The following is a 14503-nucleotide window of genomic DNA, read 5'->3' on the forward strand; positions in this document are numbered from 1 at the left end:
GGCGGATTCGAACCACTCCGTCAACCTCGCTCCGCTCGGTTGCCGTAAGGTTCTCCCGCCCTCGGTTCACTAATTCGCGTTCGCTGTCGCTCACACAGAATTAGTGGGCTCGGGCGGATTCGAACCACCGACCTCAGCCTTGTAAAGGCCGCGTCATAACCAACTAGACCACGAGCCCTGCACCTCAATCGAGCCGGTTCGCGCTCATAACGGTTTTCGTTTCGACCGGTCCCCGGAACCCTTAGACGCGCGGCGACCGTCACGTCCGCCAATGACCTCTCGCGCGCGAATCGCCCTGCTCGTCGTCGCCGTCGTCGTCGCGGTCGCGAGCGTCGCGTACCTCACCAACCCGGCGGTCGTCCCCGGCTCGACCGACGACTACGAACGAACCACGCTCACCGTCGTCGACGACGAGACCGGCGAGACCCTGGCGACCGTCGACGCCCGCGTCGCCGACACCCGCGCCAAGCGCTTTACCGGCCTGAGCGACACCGAATCGCTCGCCGAAAACGAGGGGATGTGGTTCGTCCACGACTCGTCGGGCACCTACGCCTACGTGATGCGCGACATGGACTTCCCCCTCGACATCGTCTTCGTCGCCGAAAACGGCACCATCACGCGCATCCACCACGCCGAACTCGACCCCGAGGGGACGAGCGAATCCGACCTCACCCGCTACCGCGGAACCGGGAAGTACGTCCTCGAACTCCCCTACGGCTACACGAACGAGACCGGCATCGACGCGGGCGACCGGGTCGAAGCCGAGTAGAAGCGAAACGCCCGAAGGGCCGGCGACCGTTGACCCCACTATGACAGCACACGTCGCGGCGCTCTCCGAACTCGAAGGCTGGCGCGCCGAGGAGTTCGCGGCGCGGGTCCACTACCGCGGGGCGGACGACGCCTACAGCATCGAGTACTACGAACCGTCCGACTGCGTCCTCTACTGGAAGGTGAAAGGCGACGGCGAAGTCGCGGTCCCCGTCGGCCGCGACACGGTCCCCGACCCGCTCCGCGAGCGCGTCCGACAGGACCTCGTCGAGGCCGGAATCGACCCCGAGGTCGAAGACCGAGTCGTCTGAGCGCCGACGGCGCGACCGACTCGCACCCATCCGTCGGCGTTGCAGTACGTCACGAATTATGATACGTAGTTGGTAACAATCTCACAATATCTGTATTTGTGCCGACGTGTTGTAGTTGGATAAGTGCCATGTCGACACACATCACGAGGAGAGGGGCGCTTCGCGGACTGGGTCTCACCGCGCTTCCGGCGCTCGCGCCGGGCGTGTTGCAACTGCGGACCGACGAGGTGGGGCTTTCGGGATGCGCGAGCGTCACCGAGTCGGGGCGGTACTACCTCGACGGAGACCTCGACTGTCTGGAGGTTCTCGCCGACGACGTCCGCGTCGACGGCCGGGGCTACGCCGTGAACGGCGAGACGACGATTTCGGGCAGTCGCGTCTCGATAACCGATATCGTGCTGACGAAGGGGGGCCGAATCACGGATGCGAGTCGGGTGACGATAGCGGACTCGCAAGTCGTCGGCCATCCGGGCGACCAGTACGACCCGGTCCCGCAGTTCGTCCTCGCGGACACAGCGCGCTGTGCGGTGACGAACACGAGCTTTTTCATCTTCGAATCGGAGAGCGTCGTTCTCAGACGCACCACGCGGACCCGGTTCGAGTCGTGTACGCTCGTCAGTCCGGTCGTGCTCACGCTCACGGACTCGCACCGAAACGAGTTCGTCGACTGTGAGTTCCTGACCGAGGACTTCCCGGTAAGACTCGTCAGAAGCAATCGGAACGTGTTCCAGCGGAACCTCGCCGACGGCGGTGGCCCCGGGTTCCAACTCCGCGACAGCCACCGGAATCGCTTCGTCGAAAACGAGGTCGATATCATCATCGCCGGGTTCGAACTCGTCGGAAGCGACCGAAACTCCCTCCACGAGAACGTCGTGACGACCGGTCTCTCGGCTCACGGCGTCACGCTGGAGGACTCCCACCGCAACCGACTCATCCGGAACGACCTCTGCGGCGTCAGCCAACAGCCGGTCGTCGAATCCGGGGGTTCGAGCAGGAACACGGTTCGGAACGCCTCCTGTTGAGCTACCGGCGGCCCGCTCCCCCACCCGAGCGCTTTACTGCGCGCGCCCCCTGAACCGTTGTCGTGTCCCCTGAAACCGACGACGACCCGTTCGAGGACCAGCGAGCGCGGGTCGACAACCCGATGCGGCGGCTGTTCGCCGAGTACGGGCGCGACAACACCTTCGAGTTCCTCGTGGGCGTCCTCGCGAGCGTCGCCGCCCGCGTGCTCGACCTCATGCCGCCGGTCGTCCTCGGCCTCGCCATCGACGCCATCATCCGGCAGGAGACGTCGTTCGCGGCCGGTTTCCCCGTCGTCCCCGAGGCGTGGATTGCCCCGTTCGTCCCCGCGACCCGAGACGGCCAGTTCTTCTTGGCGGTCGGCATCATCGTGTTCAGTTTCACCGCCGGCGCGCTGTTCCACTGGCTCCGCAACTGGGGGTGGAACGCCTTCGCCCAGCAGATTCAACACGACGTCCGGACCGACACCTACGACCGGATGCAACTGCTCAACATGGACTTCTTCGCCGACAAGCAGACCGGCGAGATGATGTCCATCCTCTCGAACGACGTGAACCGCCTCGAACGGTTCCTCAACGACGGGATGAACTCGTTTTTCCGCCTGTTCGTGATGGTCGTCGCCATCGCGGTGGTCCTCCTCTCGTACAACTGGCAACTCGCGCTCGTCGCGCTGTTGCCGGTGCCGCTCATCGCGCTGTTCACGTGGAAGTTCGTCGGCATCATCCAGCCGAAGTACGCCGACGTGCGCTCGTCGGTCGGCAAACTCAACTCCCGGCTGGAGAACAACCTCGGCGGCATTCAGGTCATCAAGACGTTTAACGCCGAACCCCACGAATCGGACCGCGTCGACGGCGTCTCGATGGACTACTTCGACGCCAACTGGGACGCCATCAACACCCGAATCAAGTTCTTCCCGGCGCTCCGCATCCTCGCGGGCATCGGCTTTTCGCTCACCTTCGTCGTCGGCGGCCTGTGGGTCATCAACGGACAGGGTCCCGGCCCCTTCACCGGCGACCTCGAAATCGGCGAGTTCGTCACGTTCATCCTGCTCACCCAGCAGTTCGTCTGGCCGCTGGCTCAGTTCGGGCAGATTATCAACATGTACCAGCGCGCCCGCGCGTCCAGCGCCCGCATCTTCGGCCTGATGGACGAGCCCGCGCGGCTGGCCGAACAGCCCGACGCGCCCGACCTCGCCGTCTCCGAGGGCCGCGTCGAGTACGACGACGTGACGTTCGGCTACGGCGACGGCGAGACCATCGTCGAGGACGTCTCCTTCGAGGTCGACGGCGGCGAGACGCTCGCGCTCGTCGGCCCCACGGGCGCGGGGAAATCGACGATTCTCAAGCTCCTGATGCGGATGTACGACCCCGACGAGGGGCGCGTCAGCGTCGACGGCCAGGACGTGCGCGGCGTGACCATCTCCAGCCTCCGCGAGTCAATCGCCTACGTCAGCCAAGAGACGTTCCTGTTCTACGGGACCGTCCGCGACAACATCACCTACGGGACGTTCGACGCCGACGACGAGGCGGTCGTCGCGGCCGCCAAGGCCGCCGAGGCCCACGAGTTCATCTCGAACCTCCCCGAGGGCTACGACACCAAGGTCGGCGAGCGCGGCGTGAAGCTCTCGGGCGGCCAGCGCCAGCGCGTCTCCATCGCCCGCGCCATCCTGAAAGACCCCGACATCCTCGTCCTCGACGAGGCGACCTCGGACGTGGACACCGAGACGGAGATGCTCATCCAGCGCTCGCTGGACGAACTCACGGCCGACCGGACGACGTTCAGCATCGCCCACCGCCTGTCGACCATCAAGGACGCAGAACAGATTCTCGTCCTCGAAGACGGCCGCATCGTCGAGCGCGGCACCCACGACGACCTCCTCGCGGAAGACGGCCTCTACGCCCACCTCTGGGGCGTGCAGGCCGGCGAAATCGACCAGCTCCCCGACGAGTTCGTCGAGCGCGCCGCCCGCCGGCAGGCCGAGGTCGACGCCGGCAACGACTGAGCGAAGCGCCCATCACTAAGGTCGGGGCCGTCCCTTCTGTCGCCATGCGACTCTCCGAGGCCACCTGGACCGAGGTCGCCGACCTCGACGCCGACCTCGCTCTCCTCCCGGTCGGAAGCACGGAACAGCACGGCCCGCACGCGCCGCTCGGAACCGACGCGCTCAACGCCGAATCGGTCGCCGAGGCCGGGGCCGAGACGTTCGACGGCGAGGTCGTCGTCGGCCCGACCATCCCGGTCGGCGTCGCCGAGGAACACCGCGCGTTCGACGGCACGCTGTGGGTCTCCCCGGACACCTTCCGCGCGTACGTCCGCGAGACAATCGAATCGCTCGCCCACCACGGCTTCGACCGCGTCGTCGTCGTCAACGGCCACGGCGGCAACATCGACGCGCTGGCGGAACTCTGCCGGCGCGTCTCGCGGACGGGCGACGTTTACGCGGTCGCCTTCACGTGGTTCGACGCCGTCGGCGAGCACTCCTCGGACATGGGCCACGGCGGCCCGTTAGAAACCGCGCTCCTCCGCCACACGCACCCAGAACTGGTCCGCGAGGACCGAATCGACGAGGCCCGCGCGGGCGGTGCCGACCGCTGGGGCGAGTGGGTCTTGGGCGTCAACCTCGCCCACGACTCCGACGAGTTCACCGACAACGGCGTCGTCGGCGACCCCGCCGAGGGGGACGCCGACCGCGGCGCGGAACTGGAATCGCTCGCCGCCGACTCGCTCGCGTCGCTCCTCGACGCGGTCGAGAGTCGAGAACTCGACTGAACGGCCGCTGTCCGGCCCACCAGCCCACCGGCTCACCGATGGACTGGTCGGCCGGCGGGCGAGTTACTCCGCTTCTTCCTCGTCTTCGTCGTCGTCCGCGCCGGCGGCTTCCGCCGCCTCGGCCGCGTCGGTGAGCGCGCCGCGGAGTTGCGGCATCGTGTTGGTGAGGTCGCCGACGAGTTCGTGGGCCTCCTCCACCATCTCGATGAGTTCTTCCAGCTCTTCGATGGCCGCTTCGAGGTCCTCGGGGTCGTCGAACGCCTCGGCGCGCTGACCGATGACGTACCACTTCTTGGCCTGTCGGACGTGCTCGGCCGCGCCCTCGACGTTGAGCGAGGAGCGGAGGCCGTTGAGGACGCCGAGGACGTTGTCGGCCTCGGCCTCCCACACGTCGTCCGGGTCGGGGAGCGCCGACCGCGCCTCGCCGAGGTGCTCTTCGACGTCGGCGCGCATCTCCGCCGCCGCCTCTCCGAACAGGTCGTCGTCGCCGAGCGTGCTTTGACTCATGCTCACACGTTCGGCACGCGGGGGTTTAAAAACGACCCCGAAAGTGAAAGTGAAATCGAGCGACTCGGTCGCGGTCGCGGCCGATTTCCGACCTCACTCGACCGACATGAGTTTCATCAGCGGGTAGCCGTCTTCCATCTCCATTTCCGTCCGGACGCGGACGCCCTCGTAGTCGATTTCCATCTCGACTTCCATGAACCGCCCCGTGAGTTCGGTGTAGTCGGCGGTCGAGTCGGCGAGTTCGGTCTCCAGTGCGCCGTCGAGAATGTGCACGGAGACCGACTCGCAGTACGGTTGGTTCTCGATGGCCTCGGCCATGGCCCGTTCGAGGCTCCGGGCGCTGTCAGGGCTGACCGGCGTCCCGGCGAACTGGTGGTAGAGCGTCCCGAACTTGATGCCCGCCTCGAAGCAGGCCGTCTGCGGGTCTGTGACCATACCGGGAACTCCGCCGCCGCCGGGTAAAGTTCGCCGGTCGAGGTGGCGAGCGAGCGCGAATCGGTCCTTACTTAGCCTCCCTCGCCGGACGTAGAACCGAATGGACCAGCCGGTTTTGCTGACGGGGGCTGGCGGGCGCGTCGGCCAGGCGATACTAGGGCACATCGGCGACGCCTACGACTGGCGGCTTTTGGACCGCGAGCCACTCTCCGACGAGAAGATACCCGAATCGGTCGACCCCACGGAGGTGTACGTCGCCGACGTCACCGACGAGACCGCCGTGCGAAACGCCATGGACGGCGTCTACGCCGTCATCCACCTCGCGGGCGACCCGCGGCCCGAAGCGCCGTGGGACAGCGTCCTCCGGAACAACATCGACGGCACCCAACAGATGTTCGACGCCGCGGTCGACGCCGGCGTCGAGAAGTTCGCGTTCGCCTCCTCGAACCACGCCGTCGGGGCGTACGAGACCACGGACCGGACGCCCGACATGTACCGCCCGCACCACGAGTTCCGACTCGACGGGACGGAACTGCCGCGCCCGAGTAACCTCTACGGCGTGAGCAAGGCCGCCGGCGAGACGCTCGGTCGGTACTACCACGACCACCACGACATCTCGGTCGTGAACGTCCGCATCGGCAACCTCACTCAGCACCACCCGCCGAAGGAGTACGAGCGCGGACAGGCGATGTGGCTGTCGTACCGCGACTGCGCGCACCTCTTCGAGTGCTGTATCGAGGCCGACTACGACTACGAAATCGTCTACGGCATCTCCGACAACGACCGGAAGTACTACTCCATCGACCGCGCTCGGGCGGTGCTCGGCTACGACCCGCAGGACAACTCCGCCGAGTTCACCTTCGAGGGCGAACCGCTGGACGAGGCCTGACCGCGGCGTCGGAACCCCGGTTTCTCCTCACTCGAACAGGCCGCTCACGTCGTCTTCGCGCCGTCGCCGCCGGCGGACGTGCTCGCTCAATCGCTGAAACACCAGTCCTCGCTGGGCCTCGTTGCGCACGAAATCGAACACCATCGCCGTGAACTGCGTCTGTGCTCCCTCGGCGATTTCCCCGCGGGCGTATTCGACGGCGTCGGCGACGACCGACTCGTCGTAGCCGTCCAGTTCCTCCGCGAGCGTCTCGGCCGCGACGGCGACCGCGTCGAAATCGAGGTCGTCGTACGTGACGACTCGGCCATCGAGTCGGAGCGCCAGCGGGTCGGCGGCGGCGACTCCCGGGTCGGCTTCGAGGCGCGCGAGAAACGCCCGCACTTCGGCGAGGTCGACGCCGCGGTAGTCGTCGCCGAGGCCGTCGAGGTACTCCCGGGTGCTCCGGGCGAGGCCGACCGCGCCGGAGTCGTTGCCGTCGCGGGCGTGGTGGACCGCCGCGGTGAACTGGATGAGGCCGTGGAGGAACCGCTCGTCGTCAGTGTCGCGTTCGAGCGACAGCCACCGCGACTCCCACGCGCCGTGGGCCGCCCGGAACGCGCCCGCGTTGTAGATGGCGACGCCTGCGCGAAGCGAATCGTCCATGCGAACCGTTCGCCGTCCACGAGTAAAGATTCCGCGAAGGACGCGCTCTCGGGACGTAGGGCTGGCATACTTATCCCTCTCGGGAACATATGAGGTATGATAGCACATGAATGCCCTCGAAACCCTCGTCCGAGGTGTCGAACGATGACTCCGTCCCCGGTTTGTATCCGCTGTGGTGAGCAGTACCTGTTCACGCGGTCGTACAAAGGCAACTACTGTCGGGACTGCCACGGGTCGTGGGCCGCAAAGCCCCGCTCGGAGGAGACGCCTCGCCCCCGTCCACAGCGGTCGCGGACGACCTCGTCGGTCCGCCGCCGCGAGGACGACGAGCGGTCGCCCGGCCTCGAACCCCCCTACGACGAGGCGTAAGCGCGTTTTTCGCGGTCCGTGACTGCCGAGTGCGCTCGGCGTTCCGTGATTTCTCCGACCTCGCGATTCGCATTTGACGCCGGTAGGCTCCCGTTAGCGACGGTTAGGCGGTGGGTTTCCCCCCGTCGATTGACTCGGCCGGTGTCTCTATACGTCGTCCGGACGAGCGCTACCGAAATGTCGTCCGAGTCGATTACCGTTCATCTCGTCGGGGACTCCACGATGGCCGATAAGGAGGCGAACGAGCGCCCGGAAACCGGGTGGGGAATGCCCTTCGCCGACTGTTTCGACGACGCCGTCGCGGTGGCGAACCACGCCCGAAACGGCCGGAGCACCCGCACGTTTCTGGCGGAGGGTCGCTGGCGTCCCGTGGTCCGCCAGTTGACCGCGACCGACTACGTGTTCGTCCAGTTCGGCCACAACGACGAGGTGCCCTCGAAGGAACAGCACACGACCGAGGCGGCGTTCGTCGACAACCTCCGGACGTTCGTCGACGAGACGCGCGAACGCGGAGCGACGCCGGTGTTGCTCACGTCCATCGCGCGCCGCCACTTCGACGACGACGGCGTCCCGAAAGACACCCACCGCGAGTACGCCGACCTGACGAGAACCGTCGCACGCGACCGCGACGTTCCGTTCATCGACATGGACGAGCGAACGCGGGCGCTCCTGGCGGAACTCGGTCCCGCGGAGTCGACGGGCCTCTACAACCACCTCGAACCGGGCGAACACCCGAACTATCCGGAGGGTGTCGCCGACGACACGCACTTCAGCGAGCGCGGGGCGCGCCGCATGGCCGACGTGGTACTCGACGGGGTCGAAGAACTGGAGCTCGGGTTGGCCGCTCACGTCGAGTCCTGACGAGCGCTGAACCCGGTCGCGACGAAGTCGCTTGCCGTTCAGGTCTCCGTAGAGAATGTGAACCGACCCGAGAGAACAGAGGGCTCTCGAAGGTCAGGTCCAGAGAGAAACGTCCTGACGGAGATTTGAACTCACTCGCTCCCTTCGGTCGCTCCCTGTTCAAGTCTCCGAAACGGAGTTTCAACGAGGAGCGGACTCCTCGCTTCGCTCGTCGTGTAGTTCCTCGTAGAAACGTCCTGACGGAGATTTGAACTCCGGTCCCTGGCTCCGCAAGCCAGGAGGATAGTCCACTACCCTATCAGGACTGTCTTACTGCATTCTCCGGTACTCGACGGTTACTTAAGACGGTTACGATGTGAACTCTCAATGAACCGCGGGACCACGGCACGAGGCGGGCGTCGGTGTGCGTGTCGCACGCAAGGACTTTTTCGCCGGCGAGCTTAGTCCCGGACGTGAATCGACGCGCGCTCCTCCTCGGAACCGCCGGGCTGTGCGCCTCGCTCGCGGGGTGTTCGAGCGGCGGCGACGCGGCGGAGCAGTCACCGGCGGGCACCGGCACCGAGACCGGGACCGCGTCGCCGACGCCGGCGGAGACGCCCCGTCATCCGCGACTCGTCGGGCGGTCGTTCACGCCCGTCCGCGCCGACGCCTGCCCGGCCGAGGGGGCGCTCGCGTCCGAGACCGAAACCGGTGTCTCCGTCGTCGGGTGCGTCTCGGGGGCGACCGACTGCGCCGTCGCCCGACTCGCGCGGGCCGACTACGACGCGGAGTCGGACACGGCCACGGTCGTCGTCGAGACCGTCGGGCGAGCCGACGCGGAGAACTGCGCCGAATCGCCGGTCGCCCGCGGCTACGAGGCGACGCTCCGGTTCGAGAGCGGCCTCCCCGGTCGGGCGGTCGTCGTCCACGACGACGCGGACGGCCGCCGGGAGGTCGCTCGCATCGACGTGGACGCCTGACGGTCGGGTCCGAAGGTTCAAATCCGAGGCCGCGGCCACCCCCGCTATGTCGCTCGATTCGTGCCGTCGCTCGCGCGTTCCAATCCGGAGGAAAACAACGCTTAAGCGCCGCCCTTCCCTGTTCGACCATAGTATGAGTACGACGTTTGGTCTGCGGCGACGCGCGCGCTTCGTTCCGGGAGGTGACGCCTGATGGGCGTCATCCGGGAGGTCTATGACGACCTCGACACCGATGTCGAGTTCGAGGAGTTCGAGGCGGCGGTCAACGACAAGGTCGAACAGATGGGCGGCCTCGCCGACGAGGAGACGGCGGCGATGCTCATCGCCCACGAACTGCGCGACGAGGAGGTACACGGCATCGCCGACATCGAACCCGGGATGGAGGACGTGAAGTTCCTCGCCAAGGTCGTCAGCATCGGCGAGGTGCGGACGTTCGAGCGCGACGGCGAGGACGAAGACGGGCGGGTCGTCAACATCGAGGTCGCCGACGAGACCGGGCGCATCCGCGTCTCGCTGTGGGACGAGATGGCCGCCGGCGCGAAGGAGAACCTCGAAGTCGGCACCGTCCTCCGCATCGGCGGCCGCCCGAAAGACGGCTACAACGGCGTCGAAGTCAGCGCCAGCAAGGTCGAAGAGGACCTCGACGCCGAGGTCGACGTGCAGGTGCTCGACACCTACCGCGTCGAAGACCTCGCGCTCGGCCTCTCGGACGTGAACCTCGAAGGCAAGATTCTCGACACCGGAACCGTCCGAACGTTCGACCGCGACGACGGCACCGAGGGTCGCGTCTCGAACCTCTCGGTCGGCGACCCGACCGGCCGCGTCCGCGTCACGCTCTGGGACGAGCGGGCGGACCTCGCCGAGGAGCTCGAAACGGGCCAGTCGGTCGAGGTCGTCGACGGCTACGTCCGCGAGCGCGACGGCTCGCTCGAACTCCACGTCGGCTCCCGCGGCGCGGTCGAGGTCATCGACGAGGACATCGAGTACGTCCCCGAGACGACCGACATCGGCACGCTCGAACTCGGCCAGACGGTCGACATCGCCGGCGGCGTCATCGAGGCCGACGGCAAGCGCACCTTCGACCGCGACGACGGCTCTGAGGGGCAGGTGCGAAACATCCGCGTCAAGGACGGCACCGGCGACATCCGGGTCGCCCTCTGGGGCGAGAAGGCGGACGCCGACGTCGACCTCGCGGACTACGTCGTCATCACCGACGTAGAGATAAAAGAGGGCTGGCAGGAGGACCTCGAGGCCTCCGCCGGCTGGCGGTCGTCCGTCACCGTGATGGACGAGGCGCCCGAGGGCGCGGCCGGGACCGACGCCGGCGGGTCGGCCCCCAGCCCGCCGAGCGACCAGGGTCTCGGCGCGTTCTCCGGTGACGGGTCGTCCGAGTCGTCCGGGTCGTCCGACGGTGCGTCCGCCGCGAACGGCGGGTCCTCGTCGGACGCGTCCGCGGCCGAGGCCGCCGGCGAGTCGGTCGAGTTCACCGGGACGGTCGTGCAGGCCGGGACGCCGGTCATCCTCGACGACGGCACGCAGACCAAGACCGTCGACACCGACGCCGACCTCGGCCTCGGCGACGAGGTGACCGTCTCCGGGACGGAGACCGACGGCCGCATCAGCGCGGAGACGGTCGAAGTCCACACCGGCGCGCAGCGGTAGGGCGGGGAGACCACCGGTCGGCGGTCACCGGTCAGAGGTCGCTGGTCGCCCACCGCCCACCGCCGTCGGCGAGCCGTCGAATCTGACTCATTGTTCGTCCGGTTTTTCCGGGTTCTCACAGCGAAATCCGTCCCCTCGAGAGCGCTCCGTGCGATAAAATCCAGAAGGGGCCGCGACGGAAAGGATTATACGCCACACGGACCCGATATGTGGGTATGAGTGTCGAGCTACCGTTCGCCCCGGTAGACGCGATTATCCGGCAGAACGCAGGTGAGTTGCGAGTGAGCGCCGGCGCCGCCGAGGCGCTCGCCCGCCGGATTCAGGACCGCGGCGCGGAACTCGCGATAGACGCCGCCGACCGGGCGACGGCGGACGGTCGCAAGACGTTGATGGCCGAGGACTTCGGCGTTCAACAGGTCGTCGACCGCGACGAACTCTCCCTCCCTATCGCCCCCATCGACCGCATCGCTCGCCTCCGAATCGACGACCGCTACCGCGTCGCGATGGACGCTCGAATCGCCCTGGCCGATATCCTCGAAGACTACGCCGTCAACGTGGCGGGCGCCGCCGTCAAGCTCGCCCACCACGCCGACCGGCGGACGGTCCAATCCGAGGACATCGAGACCTACTTCTCCCTCTTCGAATAATGCAATTCGGCTACAGCGAAACGTGTCTCGACCACGACACCGGGCCGCGACACCCCGAGACGGCCGACCGACTGCGGGCCATCCGGCGCGGGCTGGCGAAGCGCCACGGCGTCGAGTACGTCGACGCCCCGCCCGCCGAGAAATCCACCGTCGCGGCCGTCCACGACGACAGCTACGTCGACGAGTTCCACGACTTCTGTTCCGACGGCGGCGGCAACTGGGACCCCGACACCGTCGCCGTCGAGGCGTCGTGGGACGCCGCGCTCACCGCCGCCGGCCTCGCGGAGTGGGCCGCCCGCGCCGCGCTCGACGGTGACGACGGCCGCGACACCCCGTTCTCGCTCGGCCGCCCGCCGGGCCATCACGCCGTCGAGGACGACGCCATGGGCTTTTGCTTCTTCAACAACGCCGCCGTCGCCGCGCAGGCGGTCATCGACGACGGCCTCGCCGAGCGCGTCGCCATCTTCGACTGGGACGTCCACCACGGCAACGGCACGCAGGATATCTTCTACGACCGCGGCGACGTGTTCTACACGTCCATCCACGAGGACGGCCTCTACCCCGGCACGGGCGAGGTCGAAGAGACCGGCGAGGGCGACGGCGAGGGGTCCACTCTCAACGTCCCGCTCCGCGCCGGCGCGGGCGACGCCGACTACGTCTACTCGTTCGACGAGGCCATCGCGCCCGCCGTCGAGCGGTTCGACCCCGACCTGTTCATCGTGAGCGCCGGCTTCGACGCCCACCGCCACGACCCCATCTCGCGGATGCGCGTCTCGACCGAGGGCTACGCGATGCTCACCGAGTGCGTGCAGGAGCTCTGTGCGGCGACCGATGCCGCCATCGCGTTCGTCCTCGAAGGTGGCTACGGCCTCGACACGCTCTCCGAGGGCGTCGCGACCGTCCACGAGACGTTCGACGGCCGCATCGCGATGGGGCCCGACGAAGACCCCGACGAGAAGAACGTCGAGCTAGTCGACGACGTGCGCGCCGCTCACGGCCTCGGCGCGAAGTAGCGACCCAACTCGGGACCGAACGACTCGGCGAGCGCGGCCACGTCGTCGCCGACGAGAACGTCGTAGCCGTCTTCTTTGAGCGTCGATTCCACGTGTTTTCCGAGCGCCACGTCGAACAGCGCGTCGCTTTCGAGGAAGCCGGTCGCCGAGGTGAACTCCCGCTCGCGCTCGACCACGTAGCGGTCGCCGTCGAGAAACGGCCCGTAGTGGTCGTCGCCGCCCTCGTACGCGCCGTAGAACCCCTCGGCGTGCTGGCGGACGTGGACCGGCGGCCCCTCGTGGCGCTCGACTGTCGGGCGCTCGGCCACCGAGAGCTCCGCGAACAGGACGGCCTCGCCGTCGGCGTCGTCTTCGGTGTCGGCGAACGTCGCGCGCCGGAACACGTCGAAGCCGCGTCTGTCGAGGCCGTCGGCGACGCCGGTCAGCGACTTTCTGAGCTGGGGGTAGAGCTGGTCGTCCACGAGGTCCGGGCAGTCGAAGACGACGGCGACGGCCGTGGTGCCGCGGCGGTCGAGGTGGTCGCGAACGCCGTCGGCGTCGAGCGCCGGCGGGTCGGGCCGGAAGAACAGCGATTCCCGCGGGTCAGAAAGCAGGTCGCGGGCGTAGTGCTGGAGCCGCGCGACGTTCTCCGCCGAGCAGACCGCGGCGACGTTCCGCTCGGGGTCGGTCGGGTCGATGACGACGAGCGGGTCGGAGAAACGCCGCGTCCCGTGGTCCTCCGGGTCGAACTCGACCTGCGGGCTCCAATCGGCGGCCGCCCGGAGCAACGGTTCGAAGCCGCCGTGTTCGACCACGAGGAGTTCGGCGAGATAGCCCGAGAAGCCCTCGGTTCGGAGGTCGCTCCCGTAGGCACCGATGCCCTTCAGGAAGCGCTTGAAGACGCGCACGTCCGCCGCGAGGCCGTCGTCGAGGCGCTCGGTCAGGTAGGCGTTGTGGAACGGCGTCCGGTCGACCGCAGAGCGGATGTCCGAGGCGGACGGCACGTCGTAACAGGGGACGAGGTCCACGTCGAAGCCGCCGTAGTCGCCTTTCACGTAGGGGTGTTCGGCGTACTCCTCGTGGCCGTCGGGGAGGACGGAGTGGCCGACTTCGAGGCCGTACGCTTCGAGTTCCTCGCGGTCGAGGTCGGCCGGGAAGCGCACGAACAGGTCGATGTCGCGGTCGCCCGAGAGCCACGTGCCGCGGGCGGTACTGCCGACTTGGAGCGCGTCGGCGTCCACCGGCAGGTCCGCGAGGGCGTCGTGGACGCGGGATTCGAGCGCCGCCGCGGCGTCCGCGAGCGCCCGACGCTCCGCCTCGTCGGGGTCGATGCGCTCGCGGACCGCGGCGACGACCGCGTCGAGGTCCGAGTTCGTCATGCCCGCTGGTTCCCCGCGGGCGGGCGAAAGCGTGACGGTGCTCCTGCGACCGCGTCAGGCGGTGGCATCCGCCAGCCGTCGGTTAAAAACGAAAGCCCTATCAAGAAACATCGAATACGAGAGAGTGCAGACGAAAGCCGCCGTAGCTCAGTTGGTAGAGCACCTCGCTGTTAACGAGGTTGTCCCAGGTTCGAGTCCTGGCGGTGGCGCTTCTCCGTTTCTCACCCCGACGAGCGACTCGTCTCCGGTTCGTCGGCGACGGCTTCTGATAAGACATAAGAGGGACGACGGGA

16 protein-coding genes and 3 tRNA genes are annotated in these 14503 nt (G+C 67.6%); 13 read left to right on the forward strand and 6 right to left on the reverse strand.

What is annotated here, in order from left to right:
- Positions 1 to 104: 104 nt before the first annotated feature.
- A tRNA-Val gene (locus IEV64_RS07530) sits at positions 105 to 178 on the reverse strand.
- Between the two features lie 93 nt (positions 179 to 271).
- Between IEV64_RS07530 and IEV64_RS07535 the strand changes: the two genes are divergently transcribed.
- From IEV64_RS07535 to IEV64_RS07555, 5 genes are all read left to right on the forward strand, one after another.
- Positions 272 to 769, forward strand: a complete 498-nt coding sequence (locus IEV64_RS07535) for a DUF192 domain-containing protein (RefSeq protein WP_188423542.1) — start codon at positions 272 to 274, stop codon at positions 767 to 769.
- A 40-nt stretch (positions 770 to 809) separates the two neighbouring features.
- Positions 810 to 1079, forward strand: a complete 270-nt coding sequence (locus IEV64_RS07540; protein WP_007274880.1) for a DUF7538 family protein — start codon at positions 810 to 812, stop codon at positions 1077 to 1079.
- A 128-nt stretch (positions 1080 to 1207) separates the two neighbouring features.
- Positions 1208 to 2101 (forward strand): NosD domain-containing protein, encoded by an 894-nt coding sequence (locus IEV64_RS07545; RefSeq protein ID WP_188423543.1) that lies wholly within the window; start codon positions 1208 to 1210, stop codon positions 2099 to 2101.
- Positions 2102 to 2163: 62 nt separating this feature from the next.
- The gene (locus tag IEV64_RS07550; RefSeq protein WP_007274878.1) at positions 2164 to 4101 is read left to right on the forward strand and encodes an ABC transporter ATP-binding protein; all 1938 of its coding nucleotides are present in this window, start codon (positions 2164 to 2166) and stop codon (positions 4099 to 4101) included.
- A gap of 44 nt (positions 4102 to 4145) precedes the next feature.
- A complete protein-coding gene (locus tag IEV64_RS07555) occupies positions 4146 to 4868 on the forward strand; it encodes a creatininase family protein (protein WP_188423544.1) in 723 nt (240 codons plus the stop codon).
- Positions 4869 to 4931: 63 nt separating this feature from the next.
- Here IEV64_RS07555 and IEV64_RS07560 read toward each other — a convergent pair whose 3' ends face one another.
- Together IEV64_RS07560 and IEV64_RS07565 are read right to left on the reverse strand one after the other, a co-directional pair.
- Positions 4932 to 5375 (reverse strand): DUF5790 family protein, encoded by a 444-nt coding sequence (locus tag IEV64_RS07560; RefSeq protein ID WP_188423545.1) that lies wholly within the window; start codon positions 5373 to 5375, stop codon positions 4932 to 4934.
- Between the two features lie 93 nt (positions 5376 to 5468).
- Positions 5469 to 5810, reverse strand: a complete 342-nt coding sequence (locus IEV64_RS07565) for a dihydroneopterin aldolase family protein (protein WP_188423546.1) — start codon at positions 5808 to 5810, stop codon at positions 5469 to 5471.
- A gap of 100 nt (positions 5811 to 5910) precedes the next feature.
- On the opposite strand from IEV64_RS07565, the gene azf reads away from it, so the two are divergent.
- A complete protein-coding gene (gene azf, locus IEV64_RS07570; protein ID WP_007274874.1) occupies positions 5911 to 6699 on the forward strand; it encodes an NAD-dependent glucose-6-phosphate dehydrogenase in 789 nt (262 codons plus the stop codon).
- Positions 6700 to 6726: 27 nt separating this feature from the next.
- Here azf and IEV64_RS07575 read toward each other — a convergent pair whose 3' ends face one another.
- Complete coding sequence (locus IEV64_RS07575; protein WP_007274873.1) at positions 6727 to 7341, reverse strand: DUF309 domain-containing protein; 615 nt, start codon at positions 7339 to 7341, stop codon at positions 6727 to 6729.
- A gap of 144 nt (positions 7342 to 7485) precedes the next feature.
- On the opposite strand from IEV64_RS07575, the gene IEV64_RS07580 reads away from it, so the two are divergent.
- Positions 7486 to 7710, forward strand: a complete 225-nt coding sequence (locus IEV64_RS07580) for a DUF7564 family protein (protein WP_083874908.1) — start codon at positions 7486 to 7488, stop codon at positions 7708 to 7710.
- Positions 7711 to 7887: 177 nt separating this feature from the next.
- Complete coding sequence (locus tag IEV64_RS07585) at positions 7888 to 8571, forward strand: rhamnogalacturonan acetylesterase (protein WP_007274872.1); 684 nt, start codon at positions 7888 to 7890, stop codon at positions 8569 to 8571.
- Between the two features lie 232 nt (positions 8572 to 8803).
- Here the strand turns inward: IEV64_RS07585 and IEV64_RS07590 are convergent.
- Positions 8804 to 8876: transfer RNA gene (locus tag IEV64_RS07590), tRNA-Arg, on the reverse strand.
- Between the two features lie 147 nt (positions 8877 to 9023).
- Between IEV64_RS07590 and IEV64_RS07595 the strand changes: the two genes are divergently transcribed.
- From IEV64_RS07595 to IEV64_RS07610, 4 genes are all read left to right on the forward strand, one after another.
- Positions 9024 to 9530 (forward strand): hypothetical protein, encoded by a 507-nt coding sequence (locus IEV64_RS07595; protein WP_007274871.1) that lies wholly within the window; start codon positions 9024 to 9026, stop codon positions 9528 to 9530.
- A 192-nt stretch (positions 9531 to 9722) separates the two neighbouring features.
- Positions 9723 to 11192, forward strand: coding sequence for a single-stranded DNA binding protein (locus IEV64_RS07600; RefSeq protein ID WP_007274870.1), 1470 nt, complete (start codon positions 9723 to 9725; stop codon positions 11190 to 11192).
- 215 nt (positions 11193 to 11407) lie between these two features.
- Positions 11408 to 11839, forward strand: a complete 432-nt coding sequence (locus IEV64_RS07605) for a histone (protein WP_004970449.1) — start codon at positions 11408 to 11410, stop codon at positions 11837 to 11839.
- Complete coding sequence (locus IEV64_RS07610; protein ID WP_188423547.1) at positions 11839 to 12852, forward strand: histone deacetylase family protein; 1014 nt, start codon at positions 11839 to 11841, stop codon at positions 12850 to 12852. Before IEV64_RS07605 ends, IEV64_RS07610 begins: the two co-directional genes overlap by 1 nt.
- Here IEV64_RS07610 and cca read toward each other — a convergent pair.
- Complete coding sequence (gene cca, locus IEV64_RS07615; RefSeq protein WP_007274868.1) at positions 12831 to 14210, reverse strand: CCA tRNA nucleotidyltransferase; 1380 nt, start codon at positions 14208 to 14210, stop codon at positions 12831 to 12833. The genes IEV64_RS07610 and cca overlap by 22 nt on opposite strands.
- A gap of 136 nt (positions 14211 to 14346) precedes the next feature.
- Between cca and IEV64_RS07620 the strand changes: the two genes are divergently transcribed.
- Positions 14347 to 14419 (forward strand) — tRNA-Asn (locus IEV64_RS07620).
- The last annotated feature ends 84 nt before the right edge of the window (positions 14420 to 14503 follow it).

The organism is Haloferax sulfurifontis, from assembly GCF_014635105.1.
GTDB lineage: Archaea > Halobacteriota > Halobacteria > Halobacteriales > Haloferacaceae > Haloferax > Haloferax denitrificans.